The organism is Floridaenema evergladense BLCC-F167 (assembly GCF_041929205.2).
GTDB classification, from domain to species: Bacteria; Cyanobacteriota; Cyanobacteriia; order Cyanobacteriales; family Aerosakkonemataceae; genus Floridanema; species Floridanema evergladense.
Genome location: NZ_CM171625.1, coordinates 3271455 through 3289387, shown reverse-complemented (window position 1 = coordinate 3289387; position 17933 = coordinate 3271455). Strand labels below are relative to the sequence as shown.

The 17933-nt window shown below is 38.8% G+C and carries 13 protein-coding genes and 1 other RNA gene; 10 read left to right on the top strand and 4 right to left on the bottom strand.

The window, feature by feature from the left end:
• Positions 1–64: 64 nt before the first annotated feature.
• The 3 genes from ACE1CA_RS15940 to ACE1CA_RS15930 all read right to left on the bottom strand — a co-directional run bounded on the left by ACE1CA_RS15940 (position 65) and on the right by ACE1CA_RS15930 (position 3191).
• Positions 65–1327, bottom strand: coding sequence for a M16 family metallopeptidase (locus ACE1CA_RS15940; RefSeq protein WP_486517398.1), 1263 nt, complete (start codon positions 1325–1327; stop codon positions 65–67).
• 245 nt (positions 1328–1572) lie between these two features.
• A non-coding RNA gene (ssrS, locus tag ACE1CA_RS15935) (6S RNA) lies at positions 1573–1761 on the bottom strand.
• A 260-nt stretch (positions 1762–2021) separates the two neighbouring features.
• Positions 2022–3191, bottom strand: coding sequence for a 5-(carboxyamino)imidazole ribonucleotide synthase (locus tag ACE1CA_RS15930; protein WP_459563737.1), 1170 nt, complete (start codon positions 3189–3191; stop codon positions 2022–2024).
• 104 nt (positions 3192–3295) lie between these two features.
• On the opposite strand from ACE1CA_RS15930, the gene ACE1CA_RS15925 reads away from it, so the two are divergent.
• Positions 3296–4186, top strand: a complete 891-nt coding sequence (locus ACE1CA_RS15925; RefSeq protein ID WP_413281949.1) for an FkbM family methyltransferase — start codon at positions 3296–3298, stop codon at positions 4184–4186.
• On the opposite strand, the gene ACE1CA_RS15920 is transcribed toward ACE1CA_RS15925, so the two are convergent.
• The gene (locus tag ACE1CA_RS15920) at positions 4158–4652 is read right to left on the bottom strand and encodes a pentapeptide repeat-containing protein (RefSeq protein ID WP_413281948.1); all 495 of its coding nucleotides are present in this window, start codon (positions 4650–4652) and stop codon (positions 4158–4160) included. The two genes, ACE1CA_RS15925 and ACE1CA_RS15920, sit on opposite strands and share 29 nt — an antisense overlap.
• A 272-nt stretch (positions 4653–4924) precedes the next feature.
• On the opposite strand from ACE1CA_RS15920, the gene ACE1CA_RS15915 reads away from it, so the two are divergent.
• The 9 genes from ACE1CA_RS15915 to ACE1CA_RS15875 all read left to right on the top strand — a co-directional run bounded on the left by ACE1CA_RS15915 (position 4925) and on the right by ACE1CA_RS15875 (position 17933).
• The gene (locus ACE1CA_RS15915) at positions 4925–5485 is read left to right on the top strand and encodes a peptidoglycan-binding protein (protein WP_413281947.1); all 561 of its coding nucleotides are present in this window, start codon (positions 4925–4927) and stop codon (positions 5483–5485) included.
• 156 nt (positions 5486–5641) lie between these two features.
• Positions 5642–6505: a tetratricopeptide repeat protein gene (locus ACE1CA_RS15910; protein WP_413281946.1), complete on the top strand. Its 864-nt coding sequence runs from the start codon at positions 5642–5644 to the stop codon at positions 6503–6505.
• A gap of 35 nt (positions 6506–6540) precedes the next feature.
• Complete coding sequence (msrP, locus tag ACE1CA_RS15905; RefSeq protein WP_413281945.1) at positions 6541–7533, top strand: protein-methionine-sulfoxide reductase catalytic subunit MsrP; 993 nt, start codon at positions 6541–6543, stop codon at positions 7531–7533.
• 392 nt (positions 7534–7925) lie between these two features.
• Positions 7926–9491, top strand: coding sequence for a cation:proton antiporter (locus tag ACE1CA_RS15900; RefSeq protein WP_413281944.1), 1566 nt, complete (start codon positions 7926–7928; stop codon positions 9489–9491).
• Positions 9492–9606: 115 nt separating this feature from the next.
• Complete coding sequence (locus ACE1CA_RS15895; RefSeq protein ID WP_413281943.1) at positions 9607–10389, top strand: ABC transporter ATP-binding protein; 783 nt, start codon at positions 9607–9609, stop codon at positions 10387–10389.
• Positions 10386–11933 carry an MlaD family protein gene (locus ACE1CA_RS15890; protein WP_413281942.1) on the top strand — a complete coding sequence of 516 codons (1548 nt, stop codon included), beginning with the start codon at positions 10386–10388 and terminating at the stop codon, positions 11931–11933. The genes ACE1CA_RS15895 and ACE1CA_RS15890 overlap by 4 nt, the downstream gene beginning before the upstream one ends.
• A gap of 255 nt (positions 11934–12188) precedes the next feature.
• On the top strand, positions 12189–13139 hold the full coding sequence (locus ACE1CA_RS15885) for a DUF928 domain-containing protein (RefSeq protein ID WP_486517397.1): 951 nt from the start codon (positions 12189–12191) through the stop codon (positions 13137–13139).
• Between the two features lie 3 nt (positions 13140–13142).
• Positions 13143–15908: a CHASE2 domain-containing protein gene (locus tag ACE1CA_RS15880; protein ID WP_486517396.1), complete on the top strand. Its 2766-nt coding sequence runs from the start codon at positions 13143–13145 to the stop codon at positions 15906–15908.
• A gap of 159 nt (positions 15909–16067) precedes the next feature.
• A complete protein-coding gene (locus ACE1CA_RS15875; RefSeq protein ID WP_413279676.1) occupies positions 16068–17933 on the top strand; it encodes a two-component system response regulator in 1866 nt (621 codons plus the stop codon).

Sequence of the window (17933 nt, the reverse complement as noted above, 5' to 3'; positions counted from 1 at the left end):
AGAAGCAGCTTTCCCAGGAAAACGTAGGGAAAAAGATTTATCGACTAATGAGATATCTTCTATCTTACATTTCCGCTTCCCCGTAAGGTTTTAACTCTGTTACTACATAATGGTGAGGCGACAAAAATTCCGTTGCTATTTGTTGCACGTCTTCCACAGTTATGCCTTGAATTTGGTGCGGATAGGTTACTGCTACTTCTGCTTGTGCGATCGTATTATAGTAACCATACAAACCAGCTAACTGACCGGGCGACTCCGTAGAAAAAGCAAAATCATTACACAACAACCGTTTACACCTTGCCAATTCTATCTCTGAAATTGGTTCTGTTTGTAAATCCAACAAATATTTACTGATGAACGCTTCCACCTTTTCTATATTTTCCGCTTCCAAATGAGCAGTAATAGTAAACAAACTCGAATCCTGCTGTAGCGAAAAATTACTACACACCCCATGCACTAACTGTTCTTCTTCCCGTAACTTATTTACCAAACGAGAACAGCGTCCTTCTGCCAGCAGCACCGAAATTAAATCCAATCCATAAGCAGTGCGAACTTGGTCTACTCCTGGGCCTGTCCACGCCATCAACAAGCGAGACTCTTCTATTCTGTCTAAAAACAGTTCTTGGCGACGAACTTCTTTAATCGGTGACAGAATCTTTGTTGAGAGTGGTGGACAACTAGACCTTGCCTTAAAACCACTAAACGAGTTATTCACCAACTCTAAAGCCATTCCTTGCGGCACACCACCCACAATTACCACCGTCATATTTTCCGGTTGATAATGGCAAGCATGAAAACAGCGCATTGCCTCTGGCGAATGCTGTAATAATAGCTCTTCTGTACCTAAAACCGATCGACCGTAAGGATGGTTTTGGTAAACACTTTCCATCATTACTTGGAAAGCCAACCAATCAGGATTATCCTGAGATTGATGAATTTCCTCTAAAACTACATCTCTTTCTCTAAAAAATTCCTCATCAGGAATAGCCGCATTGAGTAACAATTCTGCCAGATAAGGCAGAGTATCTTCCAAATAAGAAACAGCCGTAGTGATGTAGAAATGAGCATAATCGTGACTAGTAGCAGCATTGGTAGCGCCGCCCCAGTATTCTACCACTTGGTCGAACATTCCCGGAGGAACTCGTTCGGTGCCTTTAAAAATCATGTGTTCCAGAAAGTGCGCCATTCCAGACCATTGTTCCGGCTCTCTAGTCGCACCCGCTCGCACCCAAACATCTACGACAGCTACAGGTGTAGCCGGAATGTACTGATGAATCACCGTCAGCCCATTATTTAGCCTGAATACATCAGCTGTGAAGTCTGACACTTTCGGCAATTGAGAAGTCGCGCTTAATCTCAAATCCGGTATACCATTCGTTTTCACTTAATGGTAACTCTTTCTGAAGGAGTAGAAGGCACTAATTTGTACAAATTTCCTGACAATTTTTGGAACAAGGTGACAAGGAGAAGTTCATTAACTCAAAACTTTCTTCCTAACTCAAAACTTAAAACTTCACCCAGTCCCCAAAAAACAAATTACCCCTGCCTACTGACAGAGGTAATTGATTCTTATGGGTTTCCGCAACGCCGTCTTGCCTCAGTTTTTGACCTGGACTAAATCCAGGTGGGTGTCTTTGGCTCTAGCTTAAAAGTTTCCGAGTAACAAAGCTCGGTCTACTGCCGCTAAGCTCTCAAAACTCCCTTATCGAAAAAGCATAGATCACAAAACATTATTGGCAGTCACCAACGCCGCAGAGTAACCTGTCTCTTATTCTATACTCTATTTTCAAAATCGGTAGTGGGGTACTGGGGACTGAGTGAAGTTTTAAGTTTTGAGTTCTGAGTTTTGAGTTAGGAAGAAAGTTTTGAGTTAAATAATTTCCCAATAGTCCCCTTGTCCCTTCGTTAGTGATGAGTTTTAAGTTTTAAGTTTTGAATTAATAACTTAAAACTCATAACTCAAAACTCATAACTCGCCTTTGTCCCCTAGTCCCCAGTCCCCAGTCCCCAGTCCCCAGTCCCTAACTGCTGTACCAGATGGATTCTACTTGTTGGGCGAGTTGTTGGAGTTTTTGGGTGTTGAGGATCGATCGCTCGCTACGATCTAAAAGTATGGTAACGTGACCGAGTTTGCGACCGGGGCGAGATTCGGTTTTTCCATACCACAGAACGTGACAGTTGGGGATTTGGGCGAGTTTTTGGCGTTTTTCTTGGTAGTCGCTGTGGGAATGTTCGTATCCCAAAAGGTTGATCATTACTGCTGCGTCGCATTTTAAGGCGGGATTGCCTAAAGGTAAACCGCTGACGCTTCTTAGGTGCATTTCAAATTGGGAGGTGTAGCTGGCATCGATGGTGAAGTGCCCGGAGTTATGTGTTCGGGGGGCGATTTCGTTGACTAAGACTTTGCCGTTGGGGGTGAGGAAGAGTTCGATGCCGAATAGACCGATGACTTGTAAGCTGTTTAGGAGGGTGCGTGCGATCGCTTCCACCTGCAATTGTACTGCCTCATCAACATCCGCTGGCACTAACACCCGCCGACAAACTTGGTCTTCTTGTTGCGTTTCTACAACTGGGTAAGTAACAATTTCTCCATCAACAGAACGTGCTGCAATTACAGCTAATTCTTGACTAAAAGGAACAAACTCTTCCAATAAAACCGGAGTTTCCCCCATTTTCTCCAAAGTCGCATCTAAAGACTTTCGCTCTTTTAAAATAAAAGTTCCCTGACCATCATACCCATGTCGTCGCGCCTTCAAAACCACCGGAAATTGTTGTAAAAAATCCTCTCCGAATCCCCAATCCCCAGTCCCCAGTCCCCAGTCCCCCTCAACTGCCACAAATTTCGGAACTGGCAATCCAATATCTTTGAGATAGCAACGTTGATGGTATTTGTCGAGTAAAGGTGCTAAAACTTCTAACCTGGGACGAAAGCAAATACCTTGTGATTGTAGAGGCATCAAAGCTTCTAAGTTGATAAACTCATTCTCGAAGGTGATTACATCACATTTTTTTGCCAATAATGCGGTAGCAGCAGCATCGTCTATTGGTGCCAAAATGGTTTCTGATGCTATTGCGGCAGCTGGGTCTGTAGCTTGGGGAGTTTGCACTATTAGTTCAATATCTAATGCTTTGGCTGCATCTCCCATCATCCAAGCTAACTGCCCTCCACCAATTACGCCAACCCGTTTTATCCTGTTCATTGGTAATATTTTTCTCGATCGCCTTGCGTGTGCGTAGCACGTATCGCCAACCATCGGTCTTTGGTAATTCCATCACCCAACACCTAATCACTATTATGAAACAATTTTGGCTATTTATAGTTAGTAATATTTACCGCTTCATTGTTAAAATAATTTTTTGGTTAACTGGTAGAGGTGCGGGAAAATTCGCCACTATTTTACCGAAAAGTCAAACTTATTTAGTGAAAAATTATTGCGGTCTTTATAATTTTTATGTCGATACTACTTATCCGATCGAATCTTCCATTTGGCTTTGTGGTATTTATGACATGGTAACAACTAAGTTTTTACGTAAAGTTGTCCGTCCTAATGATGTTTTTTTAGATGTTGGTGCTAATTGTGGCGCTTTAACTTTAGTTGCTGCAAGTTTAATTACTAATGGCAAAATTTATGCTTTTGAACCGGGTGCAGCAATTCGTTCTCGCTTACAAGCAAATATAGATGCCAATTCACAATTAAAGGATAGAGTTAAAGTTGTACCTTTAGGATTAGGATTAACTAAAAGTGAACTTTTTTATCATGAAGACCAAAATTATAGAGGTAATGGTTCGCTGCATATTAGTTATGGTGTTCCAGTAGAAATCATCTCTTTAGACGAATGGGTATCGCAGGAAAATATTAATCAAATCGATGTCATTAAAATTGATGTCGAAGGGATGGAATATGAGGTGCTTTTGGGTGGTAAGGTAACTTTAGAAAGGTTTCACCCGCTAATTTATTTTGAAACAATTGAGTTATTTTATCGGGAAACTCAGCATAAAATTCCAGATATTTACGAATTTCTCGTTAATTTGGGGTATATGATTGTTAGACCGACATCACCTCACTTAGAAGTAAATTTTTCTGGTCTTTATCCGGCAAATTCTGTTGCAGTTCCGGCAAGTAAATTAGACCGTTTACAAATTAAATCAGCCAGTGTCAACGACAACCTAAAGACTCACGGGTAGATACACCAGTTTGAGAATTTACACCTGTTGCTATTTGGCAAAGTTCTCTAATTTGTCCGCCATCTAAAAGTGCATCTGTGAAGTCTGCGCCAGCGATATTTGTATTTTGAAAATTGGAACGTAACAGAATTGATTCAACTAATACAGCATCGCTTAAATCAGCATCGGTAAGATTAGCTTGATCGAGCATTGCATTAGTTAAGTCGGCAGCGTGTAAATTTGCTTTAGTCATCACGGACGCACTCATCACTGCGCCACGTAAGTCAGCATTAGCAAAGTTTGTTTGGATGAGATTGGCGTTAGAAAATTCTGCTGTTGGTAATGTTTGCCTGGAAAAGTCTCGCCCGGAAAGTTGAGCATTACTAAATGATAAGGGAGGGGCGTATTTTGTTGCTGCTTGTGCTGGTAAAGCAGACAAATAGAGAGTTAACGCCAGTAGAAATGTTACCAAGTGCCGCAAAATCATAAAAAAATACTTCCATTAACGAGGTTTTCTTTCTCATTTATAAAATATAGCATTTTAGCTCATCTTTAATTGCGAGTTATTTTATTTTACCAGTTGAAATACCGATTCATCTATCAAATTGCTGAAACTAAATATATTTCTTTCTTAAGTAACATTAATTGGTAATAAAGATCTCTAACTTCGGCGTTACGATCTGCTTTTTAGACTTACTTAAACTGGAAGCATAGCAAAAGCAAATGTCTGAAAATAAGTCAGCAAGGAGCATTTAAATCATGGCTAATAAACTGTTGAAATCTAATCTTGTTTCCATTGGTGTAATATCTGCAATTTCTGCGGCGGGTCTTTTGTTTGGTGGATTAGAAGCCAAGGCACAATCTACTGATTCCAATCAAATGAATCAGTCACAAACTCAGCCATATCAAAATGATTCTACACCCGCTGGATCTAATTCTCCATCTACGATTCAACCATCACAAAATAGCTCTCCTTCGACAAATACTTTACCCGCTACACCTTCAACAAATACTTTACCCGCTACACCTTCGACAAATAGTACCCCTTCTCTGGGTCAATATTCTCCAAATCAAGCTCCTATCTTGAGAGTAGGTAGCCAAGGTCAAGCTGTAAGAGATGTACAGGCTTTGTTGAATCAACAAGGTTTGTATAGAAATGCACCTGATGGTATTTATGGGCCGCAAACTAGGGCTGCTGTGAGACAATTCCAACAATCACAAAACTTGGCTGTAGATGGTATTGTTGGGCCACAAACTTGGGGCGCAATGCTTAACAGTGGTAACGCTGGCAATCTTGGTGGCAGTGGTCAGTCTCAGTAATTTCAGTAAGAGATTTGGTAACTGATTTTTAAGTGTTGTGAATAGGTTGGAAGTTGGCGAAACGCTGACTTCTGACTTTTTATTTTTTGTTGATTATATTAATTAAAAATTTCGTATACTCAAGTATGGAGTGTTTTACTTGCTTTAGTGTTTATTATGATTTCCTTGAGCGCATTTGATGAAGTTATTGGTCGTCATAATAAAGCTTTAGAATGTAGGCCAGATGACTATCGCTCATGGTATAGGCGAGGTAATAAGTTGCGGATTATGGGCAAATATTATGATGCAGTTGCCAGCTATGAAAGGGCTATAGAGCGGCAACCGAGAGATTATCGAGCATGGTATCAGCGGGGAAATGCTTTGGATGATTTGGGTCGTTATGAAGAGGCGATCGCATCTTATAATGAAGCGTTGAATTTATATGCTAAAGATTATTGGGTTTGGTATTGGCGGGGTCATTCTCTAATAAAAATCGAGCGTTTTGCAGAGGCGGTTGATTCTTTTGACCAAGCTTTAGAATTGAAATCAAATGATTATTGGGCTTGTTATAATCGCGGTCATGCTTTGCGAAGGTTAGAGAGGTTTGAAGAGGCGATCGCATCTTATGATCGAGCAATGAAAATCAGGGAAAATGATTATTGGTGTTGGTATTGGCGGGGCGATTGTTTGCGAAATTTGGGGCGGGATAAAGAGGCGATCGCATCTTACAATAAAGCTTTGAAAACTAAACCGCAAGATTTTTGGTGTTGGTTGCGTCGGGGAGATGTGTTGCGTTGTTTGGGAAGGTATCAAAGTGCGATCGCATCTTACAATAAAGCGTTGGAAATGCAACCAAAAGATGCTAGTGCGTTGTACTATAAAGCTTGTTGTTGTGCCAAACTAAGAGAGGTTGAGTTAGCAGTGGAAAGTTTGGGAAGGGCGATCGACCTTTACCCCAAAAAATATCTAAAGTTAGCTCAAACTGATACTTATTTTGACTCGATTCGCGGTTATCAAGAATTTGAAGCTTTGCTTCAATAAAACTTAGAAAATTCAACATTTGGAGTTAATTTCAGATGCCGATTATTCGCGTACCAAAATCCTGGGAAATTCCTGAAAATGAAGTAACGCCAGAAACCGCTTTTTATAATCGGCGACGCTTTCTCAAAACTCTTGTAGGTACTGGGTTAGGCGCAAGTATTTTACCGATCGTTGGTTGTCAAGAGTCTTCATCATCAGAAAATGTTGAGTTGAATAAAACTTTGGATAAACCCAAGTTAATGGGAGTGAAGTTAAATCCGGCTTTTGCTCAGGTCGATCGACCAATTACTAATGAAAAATTAGCCGGACAGTACAACAATTTCTATGAGTTTGGCAGCACTAAATCTATTTGGCAAGCCGCCCAAGCTATACCTACAGATACTTGGAAAGTTGAAGTAACAGGATTAGTTAAAAATCCCCGCACTTATGACTTGGATGATTTACAGAAAAAGTTTAATTTACAAGAAAGAATTTACCGTTTCCGCTGTGTAGAAGCTTGGTCAATGGTAATTCCTTGGATTGGTTTCCCTATGCGGGAAATTATTGCCGCAGTTGAACCAACTTCCCAAGCAAAATTTGTCCGGTTTACTTCTTATTACGATCCAAAAGTTACTTACGGCCCGCTTTTAAGTTTTGTGAAAAAACTACCTTGGCCTTATCAAGAAGGTTTGCGAATTGAAGAAATGGCGAATGATTTGGCATTTTTTGCTGTAGGAATTTACGGTCATTTATTGCCCGATCAACATGGTGCGCCAATTCGGGCGGTGTTGCCTTGGAAGTACGGTTTTAAGGGTGCAAAATCGATCGTCAAAGTTGAATTTTTGGAGAAGCAACCTGCTACTTATTGGAATACTTTAGTACCAGATGAATATGATTTTGAGGCGAATGTAAATCCGACCAAACCCCATCCTCGTTGGTCACAAGCAACGGAGAAATTTGTGGGGAAAGGGCCGGGTTTTTCTTGGGAAAGAAAGGAAACTCTTCCTTATAATGGTTATGGGGAATATGTGGCGAGTTTGTATGTTTGATGTTTTTGTAATGTGATTTTATCCCCCTATGCCCTTAAAAGGGGGACTTTGAAAACAGTTCCCCCTTTTTAAGCTGTTCCGCATTTAAATCAGATTGTTTGGAAGCAAATAAATACAATTAAGATGTCTGTCCTACGATTATTGATTTACTTTTGCCCAAATTTCTAGCAAAAAAGCATAGTTAGTTATTTAAATTACTAAATTAGAGAATAGGTTGCATTGTTTTTAATCTGGCAGTAATATAAAATGGTTCATCGATCGGAGAGCGATCGCTTTTGCCTTCTTGCTAAATTTCTGATATTTACTAAGTAATATTTGGCATGAAAGTAGCTTTCTTATCTTGAGTCTATGAACAATTTTTCAATATTACACTTTTAGTGAGACATAATTTCATGGCAATAGAAAACGTTGGACATTCAGCTATTGAACAGAATCTGGAACAGTTTCTTTTAGTGCTTTCAGTTTCCTTAAGCGTTGCTACAATATCACGAGTTTTTAGCTGGTTTCGGCAAATTCCTTACACGCTTTTGCTAGTTATTGTCGGTTTATGTTTAGCCTTTGTCGATGTGCGCTTGGTCAATCTTTCTCCGGGATTAATTTTAGAAATTTTCTTGCCACCTTTATTATTTGAAGCTGCTTGGAATTTAAAGTGGAAAGATTTGCTAAAATATTTTGTTCCGGTTGTGCTTTATGCCATTATTGGTGTAATAATTTCGGTGGTTGGTATTGGTTTAGCACTCAATCAATTTGCCGCCATTCCTTTAGCAACGGCTTTATTAGCTGGGGCAACTTTAGCCGCAACCGATCCGGTTTCTGTGATTGCTTTGTTTAAGGAATTAGGTGCAGGAAAGAAATTAAAAACCATCATGGAAGGAGAGAGTTTATTTAATGATGGTGTAGCAGTTGTTGCCTTTAGTTTATTAGTAGGAATTCCTTTGGGAATTGAACAATTTGATTTGCCTGTAAGTGTGGCGCGATTTTTTGTTTTTGTCGGTGTAGGGGTGGGAGTTGGCAGTTTAATTGGTTTTGGAATTTCTTACTTAACGCAACGGTTTGATTTACCACTAGTCGAACAATCTTTGACTTTAGTTTCTGCTTATGGAACTTATATAATTACCGAGAAATTGGGAGGTTCTGGGGTAATTGCTGTAGTGACTGTTGCCTTAATTTTGGGAAATTTTGGTTCGCGAATTGGTATGAATCCCCGCACTAGATTGCTAGTAACTGAATTCTGGGATTTTTTAGCTTTTTTTGTCAATTCAATTGTGTTTTTGTTGATTGGCGATCAAGTTCGTTATGATAGCTTGATAGATAATTTCTGGTTGATAATGTTGGCGATCGCAGCAGTATTATTAACTCGATTGGTATCTATTTTTCTTTTAGGATTTATCAGCAATTTAATTACTAAAGTTGATGTCAGTTGGCAAGAACAATTGGTACTTTGGTGGGGAGGTTTAAGAGGATCGGTTTCTATTGCCTTGGCTTTGAGTTTGCCAGTTGCTTTAGCTGGTCGGGAAGAAATTACTGATATTGTGTTTGGTGTGGTTTTATTTACCCTATTGGTGCAGGGTTTAACTATTCAATTTGTTTTGGAAAAATTGGGGTTAATTGGCGATCGCCAATTGCAGCAAGAATACTCGGAAATGGTGGCACGTCGCATTGCTTTAACTAGAGTAAAAAACTATCTTTCTGAAGAAAAAGATTTCCGTCAAATCGATCCAGAATTTTATGGTTTACAAGCAAAATTAGTGGAGGGTGAATTAGAATCTTTGTCTGAAGAAACTTACCAAATGATAGTCAACCACCCGCAATTAAGAGATTACGTTAATGAACAAATGCGCGACAAACTGCTAGATATTGAAGCGGATACTTATGCAGAATTGATTCGCACTGGTTTGTTGGATGAAAGACTTTCGCCAATGTTACAAGAAGTCCTGGGTAGAGAAGAGGATGTTTAATAGCGATCGCTAAAAATTTTCCTAAAAATGTAGAGACATTTCAAGAAATGTCTCTACATTAAATAAGCAAAATAGCGAGCTACAATACATACTAGTGAATTAAGTCGGGACTTCTATGGCTGAACCGATTATTGAGTTAAAAAAAATTTCTAAAACTTTTGGTGACAATAAGGTTTTGGACAAAGTAGACCTGGCAATTAAACAAGGTGAAGCTTTAGGTATTATTGGCCCTTCTGGTACGGGAAAATCAACAATTTTGCGAATAATTGCTGGATTACTTGCACCAGATTCGGGGGAAATTTATATTCGGGGAAGGAAGCGAGAAGGGTTAATTGAAGATGGAGAAAATCCACTAGGAATTGGTTTAGTTTTTCAGCAAGCAGCTTTATTTGATTCTTTGACAGTAGAAGAAAACGTGGGTTTTTTACTGTATCAACATAGTAATTTATCACGGCAAAAAATCCGGGAACTTGTGGAAGAGAAATTGGAGATGGTAGGATTGCCAGGAATAGGCGATCGCTATCCCGCAGAATTATCCGGGGGAATGCGAAAACGAGTCAGTTTTGCACGGGCGATTATGGCAAATCCCGAAAACATAAAGGATAATCCCGAAGTTTTGTTGTACGATGAACCTACAGCAGGTTTAGATCCGATCGCCTCTACCGTCATTGAAAATTTAATTCGAGATTTAAAAGCAAAAACAGGAGGTTGTGGCACTTACGCGATCGTCACTCACCAAGATAGTACTATTCGCCGCACTAGCGACCGGATTGTGTTTCTTTATCACGGTAAAGTGCAATGGGATGGTAAAGTTAATGAGATTGATACAGTGGAAAATGAAATGGTACGGCAGTTTTTTAGCGGTAGTGTAGCAGGACCAATTCAAGTAATTGGTTGAGGAAAACTTTGCAAGGAAGTGGAAGAGGAAATATGCGATCGCATAGTATGAGAGAAGGTTCGGTTGGCTTATTATTATTGTCAGGAATAGGGCTGTTCATTTGGTTAATTTTGTGGTTGCAAGGTATCTATTTTGGCAGACGTAGCTATCAATTTACCGTCACTTTTAAGAATGCCGGAGGAATGCAAATAGGAACACCTGTGCGCTATCGTGGTGCTACAGTTGGTAGGGTTCTGACAGTTGACCCAAAAGTTAATTATGTAGATGTATTAGTAGAAATTACCAAACCAGATTTAATCATACCTCGTGATGCAAAAATTCAAGCGCAACAATCAGGTTTAATAGGAGAAAATAGCATTGATATTATTCCCAATATAAATCTAACTGCTAATGTAAAAAATACTGAACCATTTGAGCAAAACTGTAATGAAAGGCAGCTAATTGTTTGTAACAATGCTCGTTTAGAAGGACAAACTGGTGCTAGTATTGACCAATTCATTAATGCTGCTGTTAGATTTGCCGATCTTTATGCAGATCCGCAATTTTATAATAATATTAATTTAGCTATTACTAATACATCAAGAGCAGCTGAAGGAGTGGCTAGTTTAACTCGTGATTTATCGGGGTTATCCCAATCAGTTAAACAGGATTTGGGGAATATTTCCAACGCAACTCTCGCGATTGGTCGCACCGTCGATAAATTTGGTACAACAGCAGATAAACTGAGTGTAACAGCCGATCGATTTAACACAACCGCTGGGCAAATAGGTCGAACTGCTGAACAAGTTTCTAATCAATTTGGCGTGACTGCAAATAGGATTGGTCGAACTGCCGATCAAGTCACTTTGACTACTAATCAATTAGGTTCTTCCTTTAACCAAACTGCTGGAAAGGTGAATAGAACTTTAGACGAATTTCGGTCTACAACTGGTCAAGTTAATAGTTTAGTGAGTAATTTAAATGGTTTAATTACTAATAACCAAGGGGCGCTAATTGGTACTTTGAATAATTTGAAAGAAACTAGCGATGATTTGCGGGTTGCTGTGCGGAAATTGAGTCCTGCGATCGATCGCGTTGCCCAAGGAAAAATCATCGAAAACTTAGAAACCCTTTCTGCTAATGCAGCACAAGCATCAACAAACTTACGCAACGTTTCCAATGCTTTAAGTAACCCGATCGTTCTTTTATCCCTACAACAAACCTTAGATTCAGCTAGAGTAACCTTTCAAAATGCCCAAAAAATTACCTCTGATTTAGATGAATTATTAGGCGATCCCAAATTACGCCAAAATCTCCGTAATTTAATTAATGGATTAAGCGGTTTAGTTTCTTCTACCGAACAATTACAACAACAGGTAGAAGTAGCCCAATTTTTACAACCCATGAAAGCAGCAACAAATTTATCAATACCTAATAGTATCGGTCACTCCATTACTGATAATTTACCCACAGAAAACAAGCCGAATATTGCCACACCGGAAACAACAGTTAGCAGAAAAGATAGCAAATCATACATCCAAAAATCATCCCATAATGCTAATTAACTGATCCTTTGTAACGACTTCAGTCTGATTATTATAGTGCGAGCATCTTGCTCGCTTATATATATCCCTAGAATACCGATTCAGTAATAGCTTAGTTAAGTAGAAATGCTATCGTAATAAATTGCTAAAATATCTGATAAAATATCAAATATAACAAGAGAGAAAAATTGGTTTATGCGGAATCGAAAAAAAAACAGAAAAGGCACAAGAATAAAGCACCAATTAAGTTTAGTGGCCCTCGCCTCATTAATTGTTATGGCAGCTACAGTCAGTTGGGCTTTAGAACCAGTTAATAACAATACTCCTGTATCAGTTAATATTGAGTTCCAACCGCCTGGTAGCGAAGTTCCTCGTCGCGCATTGGGGGGAGGTTCTCGCGGCAATATCAACTTTATGCCTAGCGATGATAAAGCTCCTGCTAATTCAAAGGGAGGGGGTTCTCGCGGTAATATCAACTTTATGCCTAGCGATGATAAAGCTCCGACAACTGCAAGGGGAGGAGGTGCTCGCGGCGATATTAGTTTTATCCCTAATGATGATAAAGTTCCCACCAGCGCCAAAGGGGGAGGTTCTCGTGAAGGAGTAGGTTTTGTACCTTCAGGAGATACACCACCTGAAAATACGAAAGGGGGTGGTTCTCGGAACGATTCAAACTTGCTCCAACCAGCAGCTTTATTGCCAACTACTAATATAGGTTGGACTGTATCGGAACGTCCCACATTCTTTGTTTACATTCCTCCCACGTCTGAATCGGAAGTTTTCTTTAGCTTGTACAGCGAAGATCGTCAGCAACACTATCAAACAACTTTTCAATTAAAGAAAACAGGTGGTATTGTTGCTATAAAATTACCAGCAGAAGCACCAGCTTTGTCAATGAATAAACCCTATCAATGGTCGGTGATTTTGTTAAAACCAGGGGAAATTTTACGTCCAGATGCTTACAGTATTTCAGGATGGGTGAAGTGGGTTTCTGCTCCGGTAACACCAGAAAGTTTGAAGGGAAGAAATGCTGGGGAATCCCAAAGAGCGATCGCACTAGCAGCCTGGTATGCTAAATCAGGAATTTGGTACGATACGCTCAATGTTTTAAGTGCTGCTCGTATGGCTCAACCAAAAAATTTCTCTCTAGAGAAAGAGTGGGCTGATTTATTAAAGCAAGTAGGATTAGAACATCTAGCTCAAGAAACTTTGACAGAACAGCTGTAATTAATGAAGCTTCAAATTAGAAATTCGATCCAGGGATGGCGAGAAGTTTTGGTCATTGCTGTGAGTGTGGCTGGAATAATTTTAATCGGCAGCACTACAGGAGCTTTTCAACTGTTTGAATGGGTAACAATTGACCAATTTTTTTGGTTACGTCCAGCCGAACCATCCGAGCCTCGCATTGTAATTGTTACTGTAGGAGAATCTGATATAAAAGCGGTAGGGCGATGGCCGATGTCCGATCGGCAACTAACCCAAGTACTGAAAAATATCAAAGCACAAAAACCAGCAGTAATAGGCTTAGATTTATATCGCGATCTGCCAGTAGAACCGGGACATCAAGAATTAATTGATTTGTATAAATCTACGCCCAATCTGATCGGATTAGAAAAAGTTTTGCCAGAAGCGATCGCCCCACCGCCAGTTTTAGCCAAACGAAATCAAGTAGGAGCCGCCGATATACTAATCGATAGCGATGGCAAAGTGCGGCGAGGTTTATTGTCAGTCCGTTCTGCTTCAGGTCAAGCAAAACAAGGATTAGGAGTAAGGGTGGCACTAGATTACCTGAAACGAAAAGGTATAGAACTAAAACTGCTCGATGAAAAACAGAAAAAATTTGGTTTAGGTCAAGGTGTTTTTCTGCCATTGCAAGGAGATGAAGGAGGTTATGTTGCCAAAGATAGCGGAGGATATCAAATTTTACTTAATTATCGAGGGCAGCTAAATCACTTTCTAAATATATCAATGGAAGAGGTATTAAATAATCAGATTCCAGCGAATTTAATGCGCGATCGGATCGTATTAATTGGCGCTACAGCTGCTAGCCTTAACGATATTGTCCAAACACCTCACAGCAACGCTTTATTTGGTAAAACCGACTTTACTCCAGGTGTAGTTATTCATGCTAACTTGAGCAGTCAAATTATTAGCACCGCCTTAGAAGGACGCACCAACTTACAACCTGCGAATAAAATCCTGAATCAACTATGGATTGTGCTCTGTTCTGTAATTAGCGCTGCTGGGACTTGGAGCATTTTGCATAGGAAATTTTTCGGGAGTAACAGCTTTTTTCTCAGTACAATTTTTACTATCACTGTTGCCGGAATATTAGTTTGGGGAATCAGCTACATAGCCTTTTTACAAGGTTGGGTAGTCCCGGTTTTTTCTCCCTTTTTAGTCATTACTATCTCAGCAATTTTAACCAACAATTACTACAACCAATGGCAGTTAAAAAAAACCAACCAACAGTTAGCTAAAGCCAACGAAGAATTAGCTCAATATTCCCAAAACTTAGAATTAAAAGTTAAAGAAAGAACTGAAGAATTAAAATTGGCTAAAGAGGCAGCGGACGCAGCCAATCAAGCCAAAAGTGAATTTCTCGCTTCTATGAGTCACGAATTAAGAACTCCTTTAAATGGAATTTTAGGTTATACCCAAATTTTAGAACGTTCTAAAACTTTAAGTAGAGAAGACCGCAAAGGTCTTAACGTAATCTATGAAAGTGGTTCCCATTTGTTAAATCTGATTAACGATTTATTAGACTTAGCTAAAATTGAAGCCAGAAGGTTAGAGATTTATGTTCACGACTTATATTTACCAAACTTACTAGTAGGTGTAGCCGAAATTTGTCGGATTAAAGCTGAAGCCAAAGATTTAATTTTTAATTGTGAATTTTCACCAGATTTACCGCAGCAAGTCCGTACTGATGAAAAGCGACTGCGGCAAGTGTTAATAAATTTATTAAGCAATGCTATAAAATTTACAGATACAGGTTCAGTTACCTTTAAAGTAATGGTAGTAGACGATCGCTTGGCAGAGATGGGAGAAAAACCAACTACTAAAATTCACTTTGAAGTAGAAGATACTGGGGTAGGAATTTTGCCAGAGCAAATAGATAAAATATTTTTGCCCTTTGAGCAAGTAGGAGAAAACCAACGGAAAGCAGAAGGAACGGGTTTAGGATTAGCGATTAGTCAAAAGATTTTACAAATGATGGGTTCAACCTTACAAGTTTCTTCGGAGTTGGGTGTAGGAAGTAAATTTTATTTTGCTCTAAATTTGGAAGTAGGGGGAGGAGAAATAACAGTAGTTAAGCTTATTAAGCCGGAAGCGATCGCTGGTTTTACAGGGAAAGAGTCGGTAAAATTATTAGTAGTAGACGATCGCACCGAAAGCCGTAGTTTAATCGTTGATTTACTTAAACCTTACGGTTTTGAATTGATTGAAGCTAGTGATGGAGTTGAGGGATTAAAGCAAGCTGCGATCGCCAAACCCGATTTAATCCTCACTGATTTAGTCATGCCAAAAATGGATGGTTTTGAAATGATTCGCCAGATCAGAAACACCCCAGAATTGCAGAAAATTCCCATTATCGCCATGTCTGCTAACACCTTTGGTATCAACAAACAACAAACACCTCTTGTCAGTAGTGACGAATTTCTGAGTAAACCAATACAAATACCAGACCTTTTAGAAAAATTGAGAGTTCGTTTAGGGATAGAATGGGTGATCGATCGCCATATCACAGAATCCAAAACTCAAACTAAACCAACCCAAAAAATTGTCTTACCTTCCGATCGGGAATTAGAAACTTTGCACCACGCCGCCCGCATCGGTGATATTGAAAAAATAGAACAAGAAGCCGAGCGACTCCAAAAACTTAACTCTCAATATACTCCCTTCTGTCAGCACATCCTAGAGCTAGCACAAGAATTTGATGATGCAGGAATTTTGCAATGGATCGAGCAGCACACCAAATCGAAAGCTTATTGATTTATTCTTAATCTATCATTAACCTAAAATTGTTAGATTTTAGATATTATTTAATAAATATATACTCTAAACCAAGGAATTAAGTAGTAAAATCACTTAGATTTAATTATTCAATTGAAGTAAATTTTTCAGTAAAAGTCCTTGAAAAAGGTTAAAAAAATGCACGAGCCATCCTTAATCTTGATTGTTGATGATAATCCAAATAATATTAAAGTAATATTTAATTTCCTCAAACAATCAGGATTTAAGGTTTTAGTGGCAAACAACGGTCAAGATGCACTAAAAAAACTAGAACAAGTTTCGCCGGACTTAATTCTTTTAGATGTAATGATGCCAATAATTAACGGCTTTGAAGTTTGTCGCCGCTTGAAATTAAATCCAGCCACCCAAGATATTCCCATAATTTTTATGACGGCTCTTTCCGAAGTAACAGATAAAGTTAAAGGACTAACTTTAGGAGCAGTAGATTACATCACCAAACCTATTGAACAAGAAGAACTTCTCAGTCGCGTTCGGTTACATTTAAAATTACGCTCTTTAACTCTTACCCTGCAAATAAAAAATTCCCACCTCACCCAAGAAATAGCAGCACGTCAAGCAGCTGAAGCTAAATTACAACAACTAAATCAGGAATTAGAACAACGAGTCGCACAACGCACTCAAGAACTAGAAAAAGCCTTAAAAGAGTTGCAAATACGGGAAGAAAAACTCAGTTATGAAGCCTCTCACGATATGCTAACAGGTCTATTCAACCGCTCTTGGTTAGTAGAATATCTAACTAGAATTATTAAAGTGAATCAATTGAATCCCCAAAATGATTGCACGGTGTTTTTTTTAGACTTGGATGGCTTCAAAAACATTAATGACTCTTTTGGACATTTAATCGGAGATGAAGTACTTAAATGCGTAACTAATCGATTGCAAACTCACTTAGGAAGTCAGGCAAAAATCGCTCGATTAGGAGGAGATGAGTTTTTTATTAGTCTAGAAAAACCTGGGAAAATGACAGAAATAACAGAGCTTGCTCAATCACTCCTGAAATTTCTGCAAAATCCATTGAAAATTAATAACTATAGAATTTCTCTGAGTGGTAGTATTGGCATCATTCCGTCAATAGTAGGTTATGAAAAGCCAAGTAATATTCTCAGAGATGTAGATATAGCAATGTATCAAGCCAAACAAGCAGGGAAAGGTTGCTATACTATATTAACTTCACAAATGCAGTTTCAAGCTTTAGAACGGATGCAAATTGAAGTTGAACTGCAAGAAGCTTTAGAGAGAGAAGAATTTTGTCTTTATTATCAACCAATTTTCTCATTAAAAACCGAGGAATTAGTTGGTTTTGAAGCTTTAGTTCGTTGGCAACATCCAAAAAAAGGCTTTCTCCAACCATCTGCTTTTATTACAGTAGCAGAAGAAACGGGGCTAATTGAAGCGATCGATTTTCAGTCATTGAAAATAGCTTGTCAGCAAATAGAAGAATGGAAAAACACAGTAAAAGTTAATTTTCCTTTGGTTGTAAATGTTAATTTCTCGGCTCGACAATTTCATAAGCAAGAGGTAGTGGAACAAATTAAAGAAATTTACTGTCAAGCTAAATTAGACCCAGGAGTTATTAAAATAGAAATTACAGAAACAGCTTTTTTGGAGGCGATTAGTACTGCCAAACATATTTTAGAACAAATTCACAGTGATGGCATTCAAATTTGTGTTGACGATTTTGGAACTGGCTATTCTTCCTTAAGTCGATTGCATACATTTCCGGCTGAAACTCTCAAAATCGATCGCTCTTTCATAAATCTTTTAGATGACAAGGTAGAAGGCATAACAATTGTATCAACAATAATTTCTTTAGCTCACAATTTAGGTATGGATGTAGTAGCAGAAGGGATAGAGACAAAAAAACAGTTAGAAAAACTGAAAGAATTAGGATGTGAATTTGGTCAAGGTTTTCTCTTTTCTCAACCCTTACCTAGTAAAGAAGCTACTGAACTTTTAGCTAAGTATGTTCCCATAAGAATCTAA